Genomic DNA, 16,912 nt, shown 5'->3' on the forward strand with positions numbered 1-16,912 from the left:
TGCTATTGTGGAAGTTGAGAATCCTGTGAGAACCGATCAGCTTTCCTGATGCTTGCCCGATGCGCCATCTCAACCTCGACCAGCTTCGTTCGCTGGTGTCCATCGTCGATCTCGGCACCTTTTCCGCTGCCGCCAACGCGCTGCATCTCGCGCAGCCCACGGTGAGCCTGCACATCAGCGAACTCGAATCGCGCCTCGATGCGCAACTGCTGGTGCGCGGGGCGCGCCGCATCACGCCGACCGCCGCCGGTGCGGCACTGGTCGAGCGCGCACGCAGGCTCTTGCGCGACGCCGACGACGCGATCGACGTGGTGCGCCGGCAGGCCGAGGGGCGCGTGGGCCGCGTGCGGCTGGGCACCTCGACCGGCGTGGTGGTCGAACTGCTGCCGCAGGTGCTCGAGGCGCTGGAGCAGGACCACCCGGGCATCGACGTCGAAGTGAGCATCCTCGGCTCGGCCGAGACCATGTCGCGCCTCGCGATGGGCACACTCGACGTCGGCCTCGTCGCGGTCCCGCAACCGCCGATGCGCGATCTGGTGGTCACGCGATGGCGCAGCCAGCCCATGATGGCCTTCGTTCCGAAGAAGTGGGATGCGCCCAAACGCATCACGCCACGCTGGCTGGCCGAGCGGCCGCTGATCTTCAACGATGCGACCACGCACATGTACCGGCTGACCATGGAATGGTTCGCAGCGGCCGGCGAGTCGCCGCGCCCTCGCATCGAACTCAACTTCGACGCGGCGATGCGCAGCCTGGTCGCGGCGGGCTACGGCGCCGCGGTGCTCCCGGTGCACCAGCCTGTGGGCGTGGAGATCAACGAGCGGCTGCAGGTGTTGCCGTTGATGCCGAAGCTCACGCGTCACCTCGGCATCGCGCACCGGCCCAAGCCCGCGCTCGATGGCGCGACGACGACGGTGCTGAAGGTCCTTTCGGCTTTCGCGCAGCGTTGATCCGCACGACTCAGCCCTTGCGCACGTCGATGCTGTACAGGCCCCAGGGGCATAGCGCGAAGCGTTCCTTGAGCGGCTTGTCCTTGAACGCCGCGAGCGTGTCGGCCTCGTACACGGCCCACTGCGGGCCCAGGCCGCCGAGCGAGAGCGGCGCGCCGTCGATCTCGGTCGCGACGATCATCCGGTAGGTGCGGGCATCGGCGAGGTTCACCGGCACCACATAGCCGTCGACTGCGCGCAGGAAGAGTTGGGTCTCCTTGCCGCCTGTCACGCCGGCTTCTTCGACCACCGTGGTCAGCAGCGGGCCGGTCAGCACATGCTTCTTCGCGTCGTACTCGAGCGTGGGCCGGATCTGCACCGTCGGCAGGCGGCGCAGTGCCTCGCTGTCGAACACGTAGGCCTTCTCGAACTGGATGCCGTGCTTGACGAACATCTGGTCGAGCGCCGGATCGACCGGGCCGCGGTTGGACTTGCCGACCGCACCGCTGAGGGTCAACAGGCCGGGTCCTTTCAACGTGGAGGGCGCCGCAAGGGCCGAACCGGATGTGATCGCAGGCAGCAGGCCGGCTGCTGCCGCCTGGCCGAGGAAGTCGCGTTTGTTCATCGCGGCATTGTGGCGCGGCGCGTCAGACTGCGCGACCGATCGCGGCGAGCGCGAACACGATCACGCCAAGCAGCAGGTTCAACCCGACGAGCTTGCGAATGGTGTCGAGGTTGGACGCGGCCACCGGCCATATGCGCGCCGCGACCGCATTGCGCAATCGCGGAAAGGGCGCGAAGCGGATGTGCAGGTAGATCGCCATCATCAAGAGGCCGAGTGCCAGCATCGCGTGCACGTTCCACCGCACGTTCGCGAAGCCGCCGGCCAGCCAGATCATCCCGAAGCCGGTGGCGAGCAGCAGCGCGATCGCGCTCGACACGCCGATGAAGAAGCGCTCCAGCGTCGCCGCGAGGAACGGCAGCCGCTGCGGCGGCTCGAGCGTCGCCACCGCCGCCGGCCGCACCGCGAAATGCATCAGCGCCATGCCGCCGACCCAGAAGGCGGCGGAGACGATGTGGAGGAAGAGGAGGGCGGCGTAGGGGGCAGGCATGGCCGAGCGTAGACCGCCGCCCCTCGCGCGGTCAATCGACTTTGATGCCCGCCGCTTTCACCACTTGCTGCGCCTTGGCCGTCTCCTCGGCGAGGAACTTGTCGAACTGCGCCGAAGGCATCGTGAAGGGCTCCGCGCCGAGCTTGTCGAGACGGTCCTTCAGATCCGGCGACTCCATGATCTTGCTTACTTCCGCCTGCACGCGGTCGACGATGGGCCGGGGCGTCTTCGCAGGCGCGAAAAGGCCGACCCAGAACAGGTACTCTGAGCCCGGCACGCCGGCCTCGACCGTGGTCGGGGTCTGCGGCATTACAGCGGAACGCTTGCCGGTGCCCACCGCCAGCGCCTTGAGCCGCCCGTCCTTGATCAACGGCAGCGCGGAGACCATCGGCGCGAAGAACCAGTCCACGCGCCCGCCCATCACCTCGGTCATCGCCTCGGGCGTACCGCGGAAGGGCACGTGCTGCGCCTGCAGGCCCGCGGCGAGCCGGAACACCTCCGCGTTCATGTGCGTCGCAGAACCGTTGCCGGCCGATGCGTAGTTGAAGCCGCCCGGCTTGGCCTTGACCTGCGCGACCAGGTCCTTCACGTCGGCGAAGCGGCCGGGCGGGGTTACCAGCACGTTGGGCAGGCTCGCGAGCGGCGTGATGCCGGCGAAATCCTTCAGCGTGTCGTAGGAGAGGTTCGGATAGATCGCCGGGTTGACCAGGTGCCCGGCGGAGTGGATCAGCAGCGTGTAGCCGTCCGCCGGCGCCTTGGCGACCTGCGTTGCGCCGAGCGTGCCGCCTGCGCCCGGCTTGTTGTCGACGATCACGCTGGTGCCGAGCGCCGGGCCGAGCTTCTCGGCCACGAGCCGGGCCACGATGTCGGTGCCGCTGCCCGCGGTGAAGGGCACGATCAGCTTGATGGTCTGCCCGCGCGGCCAGTCGCCCTGCGCGTGCGCCTCGCCGAGTGCGAAGAGGGCGAGCGAAGCCGCGATCAGGCTGCGCCGGCCGGGAATGAATGTCGTCATGTCTTGTCTCCGTTGGGAATCGTTGTGGTTTCGAATGCGACGAATCAGAAAGGCCCAGGCTTCAAGCCGGTGGTGCGTTCGCCATCACCAGCACGACGAGCGCGGGCCGGTTGGTGCGGTTGACGAGCTGGCGCTTCTCGCCGGGCGCGAAGCGGCAGCTGTCGTAGGGGCCGAGTTCGTGCTCTTCGCGCTGGTCGTCGAGCTCGCCGACCACGGTCAGCCGGCCTTCGAGCACGAGGTAGAGCTTTTCGATCGGCGAGCCGTCGAGCGTGGTGTGGCCGCCGGGCAGCAGCTGGCTCATGCCCATCCACATCTGGGTGCTCGGGCCGGCCTCCTTGCCCTGCAGGCGCAGGCAGCGCATGTCGAAGTGGTTGGGCGCCTCGTAGGCGGGCGCTTCGTCGAAGCGGGTCACGTGCATGGCGAGTCTCCTCCGTGTGGCTCAGGGGCGCAGCACGACGCGGTCGGTGCTGCCCGAAAGCACCAGCCGGTAGGCGTCGATCGCTTCGTCGAGCGTGTAGGCGCGCGCCACCGGAAAAGGCTTGAGCGTGCCGCGCTCGAAGCCCTCGCGCATCGCGTCGAGCTGCGCGGTGGACGCGATGCAGTCCATCGCCAGCGAGTCGATGCCCACGTAGGTGTGCATGCCGCGGTAGAACGCGAAGATGTCGAAGGGCACGGCGCGGTCGTGCGTCGAGATGAAGATCTGCGTCGCGCCCTTGGCCATCGACTTGTTCGCGGCATCGAAATACGCGCTGCCGACGGTGTTGTAGGCAATGTCCACGCCGCGCCCGTGGGTGAGCTCGCGCACGCGGGCCGCGACATCGCCTTCCCGCGCATCGATCACATCGACCGGGGCGCACGCGAAGCCCTCGAACGGCCCTGCGCGCCGCTGCACCGCGATCACGCGCGCGCCGCCCTGTGCGGCGAGCTGCACCGCCGCCTGGCCGACCTTGCCGTTCGCACCGAGCACCAGCACCGTCTGCCCGGCGCGCGGCATGCCGCTGCGGCGGAAGCCCTCGTACGCGGTCACGAAAGGCACGCCGACCGCGCCCGCCTCGTCCATCGAGATGCCGCGCGGCTTGTCGCGCAATGCTTCCGCCGGCAGCACGAGGAAGCGCGCATGGGAGCCGTCGCGCGTGATGCCCACGTCGCCGCCCGAGCCGTAGACCTCGCGCCCGACCCAGTCGCCGGGCCCGTCGACCACGACGCCCGCGAAGTCGCGTCCCGGCGTCCGCGGCCAGACGGCCTGCGGCATGATCCCAAGCGTGGCTTTCACGTCGCTCGGGTTCACCGCCGCCGCGCACACCCTGACCACCGCGAAGCCGGGCTTCGCCGCCGGCTGCGGCTGCGGCGCGGCTTCGAGCCGCAGCTCGTCGAGGTGGGCCGCCTTCTGGTTCACCCGCAGCGCGAGTGCCGTGGTGTTCTCTGCCATCACTGCGCTCATGAACGTGCCTCCCCCAGTCCCAGCATCGTGCGCGCCTCGCGTGCCGTGGCGATCTCGCCGCCCAGGCTCCGGACGATGTCGCGCGCCTTGGCGACGAGTTGGGCGTTGCTCTCGGCGAGCACGCCCTTGTCGAGATAGATGTTGTCTTCCATGCCCACGCGCACGTGGCCGCCCAGCAGCCACGCCTGCGCGACGATCGGGAACTCCATGCGGCCGATGCCGAAGGCGCTCCAGAAGGCACCTCGCGGCAGCATGTCGCGTGCGTACAGCACGGTCTGCGGCGTGGGCATGAAGCCGTACTTCACGCCGAGAACGAAGGTCCACATGCCGGGGCCGTCGAGCGTGCCGTCGGCGATGAGGTCGAGCGCCATGTGGATGTCGCCCGAATCGAAGATCTCCAGCTCGGGCTTCACGCCGGCTTCGCGCATCACCTTCGCCATGCGGCGCACGTTCTTCGGCGTGTTGATGACGACGTCGGGCCCTGAGTTCATGGTGTTCAGGTCGAGCGAGCAGACGTCCGGCCGGATCAGCGCGATGTGCTCCACGCGCTTCTCCGGCGGCAGCAGCGTGCTGCCGGGCGCGGCGACCTTCGGGTCGTCCTCGCTGGGGATGAAGCGGCCGCCCGGGCCGGTCGTGAGGTTGATGATCAGCTCGCGGTTGCTGCGGCGGATGCGGTCGACCACCTCGCGGTAGAGCTCGACGTCCATCGAGGGCCGGCCGGTCTTCGGGTCGCGCACATGGATGTGCACCTGGCCCGCGCCGGCCTCGGCGGCGGCGAGGCATTCGTCGGCGATCTGGGTGGGCGTGACCGGCAGGTGCGGCGTCTGCTCGGGCTTCACGAGGTTGCCCGTGACCGCGCAGGTGATGAGCGTCTTCGTGCTCACAGATGACGCCCCCCATCGACGACGATGCGCGTGCCGGTCACGAAGCGCATCGTGGTCGCGAGCGCTTCGATGGTGGCGGCGACATCCTCCGGCGAACCGATGCGCCCGAGCGGCGTGGTGCTGGCCATCTTGGCCTTGAAGTCCTCGCCGCGTCCCGGTACGAAGGACGATTCGACCGCACCCGGCGACACCGACACCACGCGCACCGCAGGCGCCAGCGCCTTGGCGAGCGCATCGCCCACCACGTCGAGCCCGGCCTTGGCGGCAACGTAGGCGAGGTTGCTGCCCACACCGGTGAAGCCCGAGATCGACGACACATTGACCACCAGTGCTTCCCCGCTCTGCCTGAGCAGCGGCGCGAACACGCGGATGGTCGCGAACACGCCGCGGAAGTTCGCGCGCATCAGGTCGTCGATGAGTTCGTCGGTCAGCGCTTCGAGATCGGCCGCGGCCACCGGTTGCGTGTGGCCGGCGCTGTTCACGAGGATGTCGCAGCGGCCATGGGCGGCCTGCACTTCCGCCGCGGCCTTGCGCAGGCTCGGGGTGTCGACGATGTCGGCGCGGATTGCCGAATGGCGCTGCGCGGTGCCGCCCGGCAGCGCGGCGGCGCGCGCAGCGGCGTCATCGCCCTTGCGATGCAGCAGCACGCACGTCGCGCCGAGCCCCGCGAGCCGGCGCGCCGTCGCATAGCCGATGGCGCCGAGTCCGCCGGTGATGACCGCGACCTTGCCGTCGAGTCGGGATGTGGGTTCGAAGCTCATGAATTCCTGAAAGAGGGTGGGATGGAGGGGATTGGCGGCCACGCGTGGTGGGCAAGCCTGGGGGTGTGCTCAAGGGATCGGCGGATGGGGGAATTTCATTTCGCCCGGTTCCAGCACGAAGTCGTGTTGCAGCCTCGCGAGACCCGTTCCTTCCTGCGGCTCAAAGCGGCCGATGAGCCGGCGCGTGACGCCGAAGACAGGATCGCTTTCCAGGTTCTCGTCGTCGTCCGCGAACACCTGCGTGATCAGCACCTTGTGCCCCGGCTTGCTCACCATGAAGTGCAGGTGCGCCGGCCGGTTGGGATGGCGCTGCTGCGCCCGCAGCAATTCGCCGCAGGGCCCGTCGGTGGGCACCGGGTAGCCGGCCGGCCGCACGGTCCGCAGGCGGAAGCGGCCTTCAGCGTCGGTCTCGAAGCGGCCGCGCAGGTTCATGTCTTCCTGCGACTCGTCCTGGTTCTCGTAGAGCCCGACGGGCGACGCCTGCCACACGTCGACCGTCGCGCCCGCAACCGGTTGGCCCGCCGAATTGCGCACCGTGCCCGACACCTCCAGCGGCATCCCGGGCGTTTCCGAGCGGGCGATGCTTTCGCCCGCGTCGCACACCGGCGCGTTCGCGCGCCAGAAAGGCCCGAGCAGCGCGGCGGGCGATTCGCCCTGCGGGTCCTGGTTGTTGAGCAGCGCGACCAGCGTCGAGACGCCGAGCAGGTCCGCGGCGAGCACGACCTCGTTCTTCTTCTCGCCGCTGGCCTGGCCGATGGCGACGATGAAGCCGAGCGCGCGCTCGAATTCCTCCTCGGTCAGCTTGACCTCCTGCACGAAGGCATGCAGGTGGCGCGTGAGCGATTGCATGACGGTGCGAAGGCGCGGGTCGGGTGTGCGGTCCATGGCGCGGGTCGCCATGTCGAGCACGGAATGGGGTGTGGTGACGATGTTCATGGTTCGTGGTGTCTGCAAACGTTTGCAGATTATTCGTCGTTCCAACCGCCAAGTAAAATTCGGGAATTCCCTCGACCCCTGCGGGGATGGGGGTTTTGATTCGAGAGACGGCCCAATCAAACGTTTGCATTCATGAACCCGCACCAGTCCTCCGCCGTCACGATCCGCGATGTCGCGCAAGCGGCGGGCGTGCATGTGTCGACGGTGTCGCGCGCGCTCAACCCGGACAAGCGCGGCCTCATCAGCACCGAGGTCCTGCGGGCGGTGGAGGAGGCGGCGCAGCGGCTCGGCTACCGCCCGAACCGCGCGGCGTCGGCGCTGCGCACCGGGCGCACGCAGACCATCGGGGTGCTGCTGCCCGACATCACCAACCCGGTGTTCCCGCCGATCCTGCAAGGCATCGAGGCCAGCGCGGCGGCGCGCGGCTACTTCGTTTTCGTCGCCAACGTGGCGGACCATGTGCTCGCGCAGCCGATCGTCGAGCGCATGCTGGCGCAGCGTGTCGACGGGCTCGTGATGGCGATCGCCACACGCGACGATCCGCTGGTCGATTTCATCTCGAAGGCAGGGATGCACGCGGTGCTCGTGAACCGCGCGGACGAGAGCGGCCGCCTGCCGGCGGTGGTCAGCGACGACCGGCTGGCGATGAAGCTCGCGGTCGATCACCTCGTCGCGACCGGCCACCGGCGCATCGGCCACCTCGCGGGTCCGCAGAGCGTGCCGACCGGCGTAGCGCGCCGCCAGGGTGTCGAGCAGGCGCTGCGCGATCGCGGGCTGGAGATGGCCTGCGTGGCCGAATGCGAGGGCTACACCCGCGAAGCCGGCGCCGCCGCCATGCGCAAGTTGCTGGACGAGAACGAGCGGCCCGACGCGGTCGTGTGCTGCAACGACCTCGTCGCGCTCGGCGCCTACGACGTGCTGCGCGAGCGCCGCATCGAGGTGCCGCGCGACATCTCCATCACCGGCCACAACGACATGCCGCTGGTCGACATGGTGAACCCGCCGCTCACCACCATCCGGCTGCCGCACCGCGAACTGGGCTGGCGGGCCGCCGAGATGCTGTTCGACGAGATCGACGGCAAGGCGCTCTCGGCCTCGACCGTGGTGCTGCGGCCGGAACTCGTCGTGCGCGAATCGACGCGCAGGCCCTGAGCGGCTGGCTCAGAAGATCGACAGCCCGGTCTTCGCCACGAACAGTTCGAGCGCCTTCAACCCGAGCAGCGAATTGCCCGAGGCATCGAGCGCCGGCGACCACACGCACAGCGTGAGCTGGTCCGGCACCACCGCCACGATGCCGCCGCCCACGCCGCTCTTGCAGGGCAGGCCGATCGAGAAGGCCACGTCGCCGGCCGCGTCGTAGGTGCCGCAGGTGAGCATCAGCGCGTTGATGCGGTGCGTGTGGCGTTCGGTCGTGATCTCGGGCCGGCCGTCGAACGGGTGCGCGCCGTCGCGGCACAGGAAGGCGGCCGCGCGCGCGAGCTGCCGGCAGCTCATGTGAATCGCGCACTGGTGGAAGTACAGCGCCAGCACTTCGCCGACCGCGTTGTCGATCTTGCCGAAGCTCTTCATGAAGTTGGCCAGCGCGATGTTGCGAAAGCCCGTTGCCGCTTCGGACGCCGCGACTTCCTCGTCGTACCGGACCGCTTCTCCGCAGAGGTCCGACATGAAGGCCAGCAGGTCCGCCTTGCCTTGGCCCCGGCTCACGAGTCGATCCGCGATCGCGATGGCGCCCGCGTTGATGAACGGATTCCGCGGCTTGCCTTGCTCGTGTTCGAGCTGCACCAGCGAATTGAACGGGTTGCCCGAAGGCTCGCGTCCGATGCGCTCCCAGAGCGCATCGCCGAGGTAGCGCATCGCCAGCGTGAGCGTGAAGAGCTTCGACACGCTCTGGATCGAGAACGGCGTGGCCGCGTCGCCGGCGCAGGCTTCCACGCCCTCGCGCGTGTGCAGCGCGATGCCGAATTGCGCCACCGGCACGCGCGCGAGCCCGGGGATGTAGCACGCGACGGCGCCTTCCGCGCCCAGCAAAGGCCGGATCTCGCGGTCGATCTCGTCCAGGACGGACTGGAAGTTCATGGTTTCACACCCGGCGGTTGACCAGCACGATGCCCAGCGCCACGCCGGACAGCGCAAGCACCAATTGCAGCGTGAGCGGCTCCGACAGCAGCACCACCCCGAACACCAGCGCGAAGAGCGGCGTGAGAAAGGTGAACGACGAAATGCGCGTCGCCGGATAGTGCCGCAACATCCACATCCACGCGAGATAGCTGGCAAAAGCCCCGATCGCGGTCTGCAGCGCGATCGAGAACCACGCATAGCCGGAGTACGCGAAACCCCAGGCTTCGCCCAGCGCGAGCGACAGCACCGGCAGGACCGCCGCGGTGACCGCGATCTGATAGAAGAGCGCCTTCTCGGCGCTGGCGGTGGCGAGCTTCGTGGTGCGGATCGCAAGCGTCGTCAGCCCCCACAGGATGCCGGCCATCAGCGCGAGCGCGTCGCCGTGGAGCTGGCCCGACGTGCTGTGGCCGAAGCTTTCGCTGAAAGCCAGCACCACGCCGCAGAAGGCGATCGCGAGGCCGATCCATTGAATTCCGCGCAGCTGTTCCGAACGCACGAAGCGCGGCAGCAGCAGGGCGACCACGAAGGGCGAGGTGTAGAGAAACACCGTGAGCCGCGACGCGCTGGTGCGCTGCAGCCCCAGATAGATGCAGGTGAACTCGCCCGCGAACAGGGCGCCCGCAAGCAGCCCGCCCATCAAGGTGCCGTCGCGCTCGAACAGCGGAACGCCGCGCCAGCGGCACCACAGCCACAGCAGCACGACCGCACCGCTCATCCGGATCGCGGCCTGCCACAGCGGCGGCACTTCGGCTACGGTGGTCTTGATGAGGATTTGCTGCAGGCCCCAGAAGGCGCAGCAGGCGAGAAGGAGGGCGATGGCGCGGGCGTCGAGGTGGTCCTTGCGGTCGGTCATCGGGTGCTTGTCTCTTCTTGTTCGTTGTCTGTCGTTGTCGTCGGCAGCGAGGCTCAGGGCGCGGCGAGCGGATAGCCCGGCTTGCCGCGCGTGCCGATCATGAGGTCGTTGACCACGTTCTCCACGTCGGGCACGGTGCGCGCGGTCTTCTCCAGCCGCTCGCGCAGGCGCTGGTCGGGCACGCAGCCCTGCAGGTAGATCCAGCGGCGCTGCACCGTCACCCACACGCTGCCGCGCCGCTGGCCGGGCACGCCGTCGAGCGCCTTGCGCACCAGCGGCGCGATGGTCTTGTCGTAGCGATAGGCGTTGCTGTCCTTGCAGCGGCCTTCGAGCCAGCAACTCGTGCCGCGTTCGAGGCGGGCGTGCATCTGCGAGCGGACCTCGGCCTGCGTATAGAGCGGGCCGAGCGGCACCGGGCAGCCCGCGAGGCCGGACGACATCTGGAAGAAAGGGTCGTCGAAGAAGTTGGTTCGCGCTTCATCCGCAGCGCAGGCGCCCTGGACGCCTGCGCCCGCGAATATCGCCGCGATCAGGCATCGGCCGCGCGCGCGGAGCTTCAAAGCGGATGCTCGGTGTAGAAGCGCCCGCCGTGGAAGAGCAATGGCGAAGCGCCGGGAGTGTGGGTGCAGCGCTCGACCTCGCCCACGAAGATCACATGGTCGCCCTCGTTGTAGCGGCTGCGGTTGAAGCATTCGAAACAGGCGGCCGCGCCATCCAGCAACGGCGCGCCGCCGACGCCTTCGGTGTAGGCGACCTGGGCCCAGCGGTCGACGTTCTTCGAGGCGAAGCGCTCCGCAAGGTCCTTCTGGCTGGACGAGAGGATGTTGATCGCGTAGTGCGACCCCGCGCTGAACGCCGCCATCGAGGCCGCGCTGCGCGCAAGGCTCCACAGCACCAGCGGCGGATCGAGCGACACCGAGTTGAACGAGTTGGCGGTGAGCCCGATGAGCGCGCCGCTCGGGGAACGCGCGGTGACGATGGTCACACCGGTGGCGAACATGCCAAGCGATGCGCGGAATTCGTCGGTTGAGAAGGTGGGCGGTTTCGCCTGGGCGGGAGCGGTCACGGGGGAGCGGGAAAGTAGACGGCTATTCTGTCCCATCCAACACGATCGCGCCCGAAGCGCTCAGCCGAAGAACCAGTAGCCCACGGCAATGGCGGCGATGACCCCCGCGAGTTCGGCCAGCAGCGCGCAGCCCACCGCGTGCCGCGCGCGCTGGATGCCCACGGCGCCGAAGTACACCGCGAGCACGTAGAACGTCGTCTCGGTGCTGCCCTGGATGATCGCGGCGACGCGCGCGGCGAAGCTATCCACGCCGTGGCTCTTCATGGTCTCGATCAGCATCGCGCGCGCCGCGCTGCCGGAGAAGGGCTTGACCAGCGCGGTCGGCAGCGCATCGACGAAGCGGGTGTCCCAGCCGGTGCGCGCCACCCCCCAGCGGATGGCTTCGAGCGCGATGTCGAGCGCCCCCGACGCGCGCAGCGCGCCGATCGCGCACAGCATCGCGACGAGGTACGGCAGCAGGTTCTTCGCGACGTCGAAGCCTTCCTTCGCGCCTTCGATGAAGCATTCATAGACCTTCACGCGCCGCAGCGCGCCGGCCAGCAGGAAGACCACGATCAGCCCGAACAGCGTGAGGTTGCCGAGCAGCGATGAGAGCGACGCAAGCGCGGCCGACGACAGCGTCGCGAGCACGGCCATGAAGCCCCCCAGCAGCAGCGCGCCCGGCAACAGATAGGCGAGCACCACCGGGTCCCACAGCCGCAGCCGCTGCAAGAATGCGACCGAGAGCAGGCCGACCAGCGTCGACGCGCTCGTCGCCAGCAGGATCGGCAGGAACACCAGCGTCGGATCGGCCGCGCCCTGCTGCGCGCGGTACATGAAGATCGTCACCGGCAGCAAGGTGAGCGAGGAGGCGTTGAGCACCAGGAACAGGATCTGCGCGTTGCTCGCGGTCGTCGTGCTCGGATTGAGCGTCTGCAGCTCGCGCATGGCCTTGAGGCCGATCGGCGTCGCCGCGTTGTCGAGGCCGAGCGCATTGGCCGCGAAGTTCAGCGTGATGAGGCCCAGGGCCGGATGCCCGGCGGGCACCTCCGGCATCAGTCGGCGGAAGAGCGGACCGAGCAGCCGCGCGAGCAGGTCCACGATGCCGGCCGCTTCGGCGATGCGCAGGAAGCCGAGCCACAACGTGAGCGTGCCGAAGAGCAGCACCATCACCTCGACCGAGAGCCGCGCCATGGCGAACAGGCTCTCGACCAGCGCCGCGAAGACGGAAGCATCGCCGCCGATCAGCCAGCGGCCGAGCGCAGCCACCGCCGCCGTCAGGAAGAAACCGAGCCACAAGCCGTTGAGCACGCGCCGATCATAGGGGCGCGGGGCCGACAATCGCGGCCATGAACATCACACGCAGGGAGCTCCATCGCGCCGCGATCTGGCTGGCGCTCGCAAGCATGGCCACGCCGCTGCGCGCCCGGTCGCAGGGCGCGCCGCAGTGGCAGGCCGATCCGTTCGCGCTCGGCGTGGCGAGCGGGCAGCCGCGTCCGGACAGCGTCGTGCTCTGGACACGGCTCGTGCCCTCGGACGCCGATGACGCGCTCGGCAGCGGCGCGCTCACCGTGCGGCACGAGATCTTTGCCGATGCGGCGCTGCGCCGCCCCGTCGCCAGCGGCGAAACCGTGACCGACGCGGCGCGTGCCCACAGCGTCCACGTGATCGCGCAGGGCCTGCAGCCGCAGCGCGACTACTGGTATCGCTTCGCCTGCGGCAACGCGACGAGCCCGGTCGGGCATACGCGCACCGCGCCGGCCACGAGTGCGGACGTCCGGCGCATGCGGTTCGCGCTGGCCTCGTGCCAGCACTACGAGCAGGGATGGTTCGCCGCGCACCGCGAGATCGCCGCGCGCGACCTCGATGTCGTGCTGTTCGTCGGCGACTACATCTACGAAGGCAGCAATCCGAACAACGCCATCCGCCAGCACGGCACGCGCACGCCGCACACGCTCGATGCGTACCGCGCCCGCCATGCGCTCTACAAGGGCGATGCCGACCTGCAGGCGGCGCATGCCGCGCATCCGTGGATCCTGACCTGGGACGACCACGAGGTGGTCAACGACTACGCGGACGATCGCGATCCTGGATACACCGACCCGGCGCGCTTCCTGCAACGCCGCGCGGCGGCCTACCAGGCCTACTTCGAGCACATGCCGCTCGCGCTGCCCCCGCAGGGCGCGGCGATGCGCATCAACGACCGCTTCGCCTGGGGCCGGTTGGCCGAGCTGTGGACGCTCGACTGCCGGCAGTTCCGCAGCCATCACGCCTGTCCGGACCCGGAGCGTGACCACGGGCGCACGCTGGTGGAATGCGCCGAGCTCGGCGATGCCAGGCGCACGATGCTCGGCGCGGACCAGGAGCGCTGGATCGGCCGGGGATTTGCCGACTCGACGCGGCAATGGAAGCTCGTCGGCCAATCCACGCAGATGAGCACGACCGGCTTCGACACGCCCGAAGGACGCAAGGTCTGGACCGACGGCTGGGACGGCTACCCCGAAGCGCGTCGCCGCTTGTTGCAAGGCGCGGAGAGCGCCGGGGTGCGCGATCTCGTGGTGCTCGGCGGCGACGTGCACCGCCATGTCGCCGCCGACCTGCGGGTGCGGCCGAACGACCGAAGTTCACCGGTGGTCGCCAGCGAGTTCGTCGGCGGCTCGGTCACCTCGCGCGGTGCGAGCCGGGCGTCGATGGACCGCATGCGTCGCGACAACCCCGATGTGAAGCACGCGCGCGGCGACGAGCGCGGGTATGCACTCGTCGAGCTCACGCCCCGGCGCATGCAGTGCGAATTCCGCGCGACGCAGCATCCCGTTCAGGAGCGCGCCACTTTCACGACGCAGGCGAGCTACGTCGTGGAAGCGGGCCGGGCCGGCGTGCAGGCCGCCTGATCGCGGGGCTTATTCCAGCGCCGAAGCCGGTCCGAAGAACTCGTAGCGCGCTTGCTGGTCCGGCACGCCGATCGTGCTCAGCGCGCGCTTCACCTGTTGCATGAAGGGCTTCGGTCCGAGGAAGTAGGCCTCGACGGAGCGCTTGTCGCCCGGCAGCCATTGCGCGAGCTTCTCCGCGTCGATGCGGCCGACGGCGTGCGGCGCGTCGGCCTTGTCGGCCGGGGCTTCCTCGTAGCAATAGAAGCGCTGCAACTGCGGATGCTTGTGCGCCAGCGCATCGATGGTCCGGCGGAATGCATGCACGCCGCGCGTGCGCGCGCAGTGGATGAAGTGCACCGGGCGCGAGGTCTTCAGCGCCGCCTCGAGCATCGCGAGTGTCGGGGTGATGCCCACGCCGCCGCTGATCAGCACCAGCGGACGGTCGCTCTGCGTGAGCGTGAACGCGCCGGCCGGCGGGAACAGCTCGACCGTCGCGCCTTCCTGCACGTGGTCGTGCAGATGGTTCGACACGACGCCGCCGTTCTCGCGCTTCACGCTGATGCGGTAGGTCTTGCCGTTCGGCGCGGCCGACAGCGAGTAGTTGCGGCGCACCTCCTGGCCGTTCACCTGCAGGCGAAGCCCGATGTACTGGCCGGGCTGAAAGTCCACCACAGGCTGGCCGTCCACCGGCGCGAGGTAGAACGACGTGATCTCGTCGCTTTCGACTTCGCGGCGGACGACCTTGAAATCGCGCGCGCCGCGCCAGCCGCCCGGCGCCTGCGCGTTGGCGTCGTAGGCGGCCTTCTCGGCGCCGATCAGGATGTCGGCCAGCTGCTGGTAGGCCGCGGCCCAGGCGGCGATCACTTCGTCGGTCGCGATCTCAGCGCCGAGCACTTCGCGGATCGCACGCAGCAGGCAGGTGCCGACGATCGGGTAGTGCTCCGGCTGCACCTGCAGCGCGACGTGCTTGTTGACGATCTGTCCCGCCAGGTCGCCGAGCGCTTCGAGCCGGTCGATGTTGCGTGCGTACATGAGCACGCCGTTGGCCAGCGCGCGCGGCTGCTCGCCGCTCGTCTGGTGCGCCTGGTTGAAGAGCGGGCGCACCTCCGGGTATTCGCCCAGCATGATCTTGTAGAAGTGGGTCGTGAGGGCTTCGCCGCCGGTCTCGAGCAGGGGCACGGTGGCGGTGATGATGGCTTTCTGTTGCGTCGTGAGCATGGGAACGGGATCCTTGGAGTGAGGTGCGGATGCAGGTGAAAACGCAAGTGCCGTTCCAGGTGAGTGCGCCTTGCGAATCAATGACTTGCGTGCTGGCGATGTCCTTTGGACATCGCTAAAATGCTATCGTTTTGACATCATGCGTGTCTGAATGACATGAACTCCCAGCCCCTGCTCCAGGCCATCATCCCGCTGGTCGCCGACATCGCGCGCGAGCTTCCCGGCGCCGAGCGCTATCGGCGGCTGCTGGAAGCCGTGCGCATCCTGATGCCTTGCGATGCCGCCGCGCTGCTGCGCCTCGACGAGGGCTGGCTGGTGCCGCTCGCGGTCGACGGATTGAGCGCCGACACGCTCGGCCGCCGCTTCCGCGTGGACGAGCATCCGCGCTTCGCCTCGCTGCTGGAGGCGCCGGGGCCGCTGCGCTTCCCGGCCGACAGCCCGCTGGCCGATCCCTACGACGGCCTGGTGGAAGGACATGAAGGCCATCTGCCGGTGCACGACTGCATGGGCTGCGTGATCCGCCTCGACGAAAAGCCCTGGGGCTTGTTGACGCTGGATGCGCTCACGCCGGAGCGTTTCTCGCGTCCAGACCTGGATGCGCTGCAGTCCTTCGCCAGCCTCGCAGCGGCGACAGTCAGCGTCGCGGGACACATCGAGCGGCTCGAATCCCGCGTCGTGCAGGAAAGCCTGCGCGCGGAGGGCTACCGCCTGGCAGCCGCGCCGCGCACGCGCACGCTGCTCGGCCGCAGCCCGCCGATGCGGCAGTTGCACAAGGAGATCGAACTGGTCGCCGGCAGCGACCTGACGGTCCTGATCCAGGGCGAAACCGGCGTCGGCAAGGAATTGGTCGCCGAAGCGCTGCACGCGGCGTCGACGCGGGCCGGGCGGCCGATGGTCAGCCTGAATTGCGCGGCACTCCCCGACACGCTGGTCGAGAGCGAACTCTTCGGCCACGTGCGCGGTGCGTTCACCGGCGCGGTGGGCGAGCGGCCCGGCAAGTTCGAGCTGGCCGACGGCGGCACGCTGTTCCTCGACGAGGTCGGCGAACTCGCGTCGCCGGTGCAGGCCAAGCTGCTGCGCGTGCTGCAGAGCGGGCAACTGCAGCGCCTGGGTTCGGACCGGGAACATCGCGTGGACGTTCGGTTGATCGCGGCGACGAACCGCAACCTCGCCGAAGAAGTGCGGGCAGGGCGGCTGCGCGCGGACTTCTATCACCGCCTGAGCGCCTACCCGCTCCAGGTGCCGCCGCTGCGCGAGCGGGGCCGGGACGTCTTGTTGCTGGCGGGCTTCTTCCTCGAAGAGAACCGCTCGCGCCTGGGACTCGGCGGCTTGCGGCTCGAAGCCAGCGCGCAGGCGGCCTTGCTGGGCTACGACTGGCCGGGCAACGTGCGCGAACTGGAACACCTGCTGGGCCGCAGCGTGCTGAAGGCGCTGGGCCGGCAGCCGCGTCGTCCACGCATCCTGAGTCTGGTGGCGGAGGATCTCGACCTGCCGCACGTCCCGGGCCGCGTCGAAGTCGCCGAGTCCGGCGATGACCGGCCGGCCGAGCCGCCAATGAACGGGCCCATGAGCGAGGCGGTAGACGCATTCAAGCGCAACCTCATCGCGGCGGCGCTGGTCCGCCACGACCACAACCTCGCGGCCTCGGCGCGTTCGCTGGGGCTCGACCGCGGCAATCTCGCGCGCCTCGCCCGGCGGCTGGGCGTGCCGACGGACAAGGGCCGCTGAAGAAC

General features: G+C 69.2%; 18 protein-coding genes. 4 read left to right on the plus strand and 14 right to left on the minus strand.

Annotated elements, in window-relative coordinates; all coding sequences use genetic code 11:
* Positions 1 to 59 precede the first annotated feature (59 nt).
* Positions 60 to 950, plus strand: a complete 891-nt coding sequence (locus tag WKW77_RS14315; protein WP_340357507.1) for a LysR family transcriptional regulator — start codon at positions 60 to 62, stop codon at positions 948 to 950.
* A 10-nt stretch (positions 951 to 960) separates the two neighbouring features.
* Here WKW77_RS14315 and WKW77_RS14320 read toward each other — a convergent pair whose 3' ends face one another.
* The 8 genes from WKW77_RS14320 to WKW77_RS14355 form a co-directional block, all read right to left on the minus strand.
* The gene (locus tag WKW77_RS14320) at positions 961 to 1,554 is read right to left on the minus strand and encodes a putative pterin-binding protein (RefSeq protein WP_340357508.1); all 594 of its coding nucleotides are present in this window, start codon (positions 1,552 to 1,554) and stop codon (positions 961 to 963) included.
* Between the two features lie 22 nt (positions 1,555 to 1,576).
* A complete protein-coding gene (locus WKW77_RS14325) occupies positions 1,577 to 2,041 on the minus strand; it encodes a CopD family protein (RefSeq protein ID WP_340357509.1) in 465 nt (154 codons plus the stop codon).
* A gap of 31 nt (positions 2,042 to 2,072) precedes the next feature.
* Positions 2,073 to 3,053, minus strand: coding sequence for a Bug family tripartite tricarboxylate transporter substrate binding protein (locus tag WKW77_RS14330; protein WP_340357510.1), 981 nt, complete (start codon positions 3,051 to 3,053; stop codon positions 2,073 to 2,075).
* A gap of 61 nt (positions 3,054 to 3,114) precedes the next feature.
* Positions 3,115 to 3,471, minus strand: coding sequence for a cupin domain-containing protein (locus WKW77_RS14335; RefSeq protein ID WP_340357511.1), 357 nt, complete (start codon positions 3,469 to 3,471; stop codon positions 3,115 to 3,117).
* A 21-nt stretch (positions 3,472 to 3,492) separates the two neighbouring features.
* The gene (locus tag WKW77_RS14340; protein WP_422823189.1) at positions 3,493 to 4,494 is read right to left on the minus strand and encodes a quinone oxidoreductase family protein; all 1,002 of its coding nucleotides are present in this window, start codon (positions 4,492 to 4,494) and stop codon (positions 3,493 to 3,495) included.
* Complete coding sequence (locus tag WKW77_RS14345) at positions 4,491 to 5,378, minus strand: beta-keto acid cleavage family enzyme (RefSeq protein WP_340357512.1); 888 nt, start codon at positions 5,376 to 5,378, stop codon at positions 4,491 to 4,493. The genes WKW77_RS14340 and WKW77_RS14345 overlap by 4 nt, the downstream gene beginning before the upstream one ends.
* Positions 5,375 to 6,139: an SDR family NAD(P)-dependent oxidoreductase gene (locus WKW77_RS14350; protein WP_340357513.1), complete on the minus strand. Its 765-nt coding sequence runs from the start codon at positions 6,137 to 6,139 to the stop codon at positions 5,375 to 5,377. Before WKW77_RS14350 ends, WKW77_RS14345 begins: the two co-directional genes overlap by 4 nt.
* Positions 6,140 to 6,208: 69 nt before the next feature.
* Positions 6,209 to 7,075 carry a dioxygenase family protein gene (locus WKW77_RS14355; protein WP_340357514.1) on the minus strand — a complete coding sequence of 289 codons (867 nt, stop codon included), beginning with the start codon at positions 7,073 to 7,075 and terminating at the stop codon, positions 6,209 to 6,211.
* A 132-nt stretch (positions 7,076 to 7,207) separates the two neighbouring features.
* On the opposite strand from WKW77_RS14355, the gene WKW77_RS14360 reads away from it, so the two are divergent.
* A complete protein-coding gene (locus WKW77_RS14360) occupies positions 7,208 to 8,227 on the plus strand; it encodes a LacI family DNA-binding transcriptional regulator (RefSeq protein WP_340357515.1) in 1,020 nt (339 codons plus the stop codon).
* Between the two features lie 9 nt (positions 8,228 to 8,236).
* Here WKW77_RS14360 and WKW77_RS14365 read toward each other — a convergent pair whose 3' ends face one another.
* The 5 genes from WKW77_RS14365 to WKW77_RS14385 are packed head-to-tail and all read right to left on the minus strand — an operon-like array spanning position 8,237 to position 12,402.
* The gene (locus WKW77_RS14365; RefSeq protein ID WP_340357516.1) at positions 8,237 to 9,151 is read right to left on the minus strand and encodes a glutaminase; all 915 of its coding nucleotides are present in this window, start codon (positions 9,149 to 9,151) and stop codon (positions 8,237 to 8,239) included.
* A gap of 4 nt (positions 9,152 to 9,155) precedes the next feature.
* The gene (locus WKW77_RS14370) at positions 9,156 to 10,046 is read right to left on the minus strand and encodes a DMT family transporter (protein ID WP_340357517.1); all 891 of its coding nucleotides are present in this window, start codon (positions 10,044 to 10,046) and stop codon (positions 9,156 to 9,158) included.
* Positions 10,047 to 10,099: 53 nt separating this feature from the next.
* The gene (locus tag WKW77_RS14375) at positions 10,100 to 10,606 is read right to left on the minus strand and encodes a BON domain-containing protein (RefSeq protein WP_340357518.1); all 507 of its coding nucleotides are present in this window, start codon (positions 10,604 to 10,606) and stop codon (positions 10,100 to 10,102) included.
* Positions 10,603 to 11,148, minus strand: coding sequence for a flavin reductase family protein (locus WKW77_RS14380; protein ID WP_340357519.1), 546 nt, complete (start codon positions 11,146 to 11,148; stop codon positions 10,603 to 10,605). The genes WKW77_RS14375 and WKW77_RS14380 overlap by 4 nt, the downstream gene beginning before the upstream one ends.
* 24 nt (positions 11,149 to 11,172) lie before the next feature.
* Positions 11,173 to 12,402 carry a nucleoside recognition domain-containing protein gene (locus WKW77_RS14385; RefSeq protein WP_340357520.1) on the minus strand — a complete coding sequence of 410 codons (1,230 nt, stop codon included), beginning with the start codon at positions 12,400 to 12,402 and terminating at the stop codon, positions 11,173 to 11,175.
* 38 nt (positions 12,403 to 12,440) lie between these two features.
* Here WKW77_RS14385 and WKW77_RS14390 point away from each other — a divergent pair, with 38 nt between their 5' ends.
* A complete protein-coding gene (locus tag WKW77_RS14390) occupies positions 12,441 to 13,982 on the plus strand; it encodes an alkaline phosphatase D family protein (protein WP_340357521.1) in 1,542 nt (513 codons plus the stop codon).
* 9 nt (positions 13,983 to 13,991) lie between these two features.
* On the opposite strand, the gene hmpA is transcribed toward WKW77_RS14390, so the two are convergent.
* A complete protein-coding gene (hmpA, locus tag WKW77_RS14395) occupies positions 13,992 to 15,179 on the minus strand; it encodes an NO-inducible flavohemoprotein (RefSeq protein ID WP_340357522.1) in 1,188 nt (395 codons plus the stop codon).
* Between the two features lie 156 nt (positions 15,180 to 15,335).
* Here hmpA and norR point away from each other — a divergent pair, with 156 nt between their 5' ends.
* Positions 15,336 to 16,907 carry a nitric oxide reductase transcriptional regulator NorR gene (gene norR, locus WKW77_RS14400; protein WP_340357523.1) on the plus strand — a complete coding sequence of 524 codons (1,572 nt, stop codon included), beginning with the start codon at positions 15,336 to 15,338 and terminating at the stop codon, positions 16,905 to 16,907.
* The last annotated feature ends 5 nt before the right edge of the window (positions 16,908 to 16,912 follow it).

Origin of the sequence: Variovorax ureilyticus, from assembly GCF_037889935.1 — a bacterium.
Taxonomy (GTDB): domain Bacteria; phylum Pseudomonadota; class Gammaproteobacteria; order Burkholderiales; family Burkholderiaceae_C; genus Variovorax; species Variovorax ureilyticus.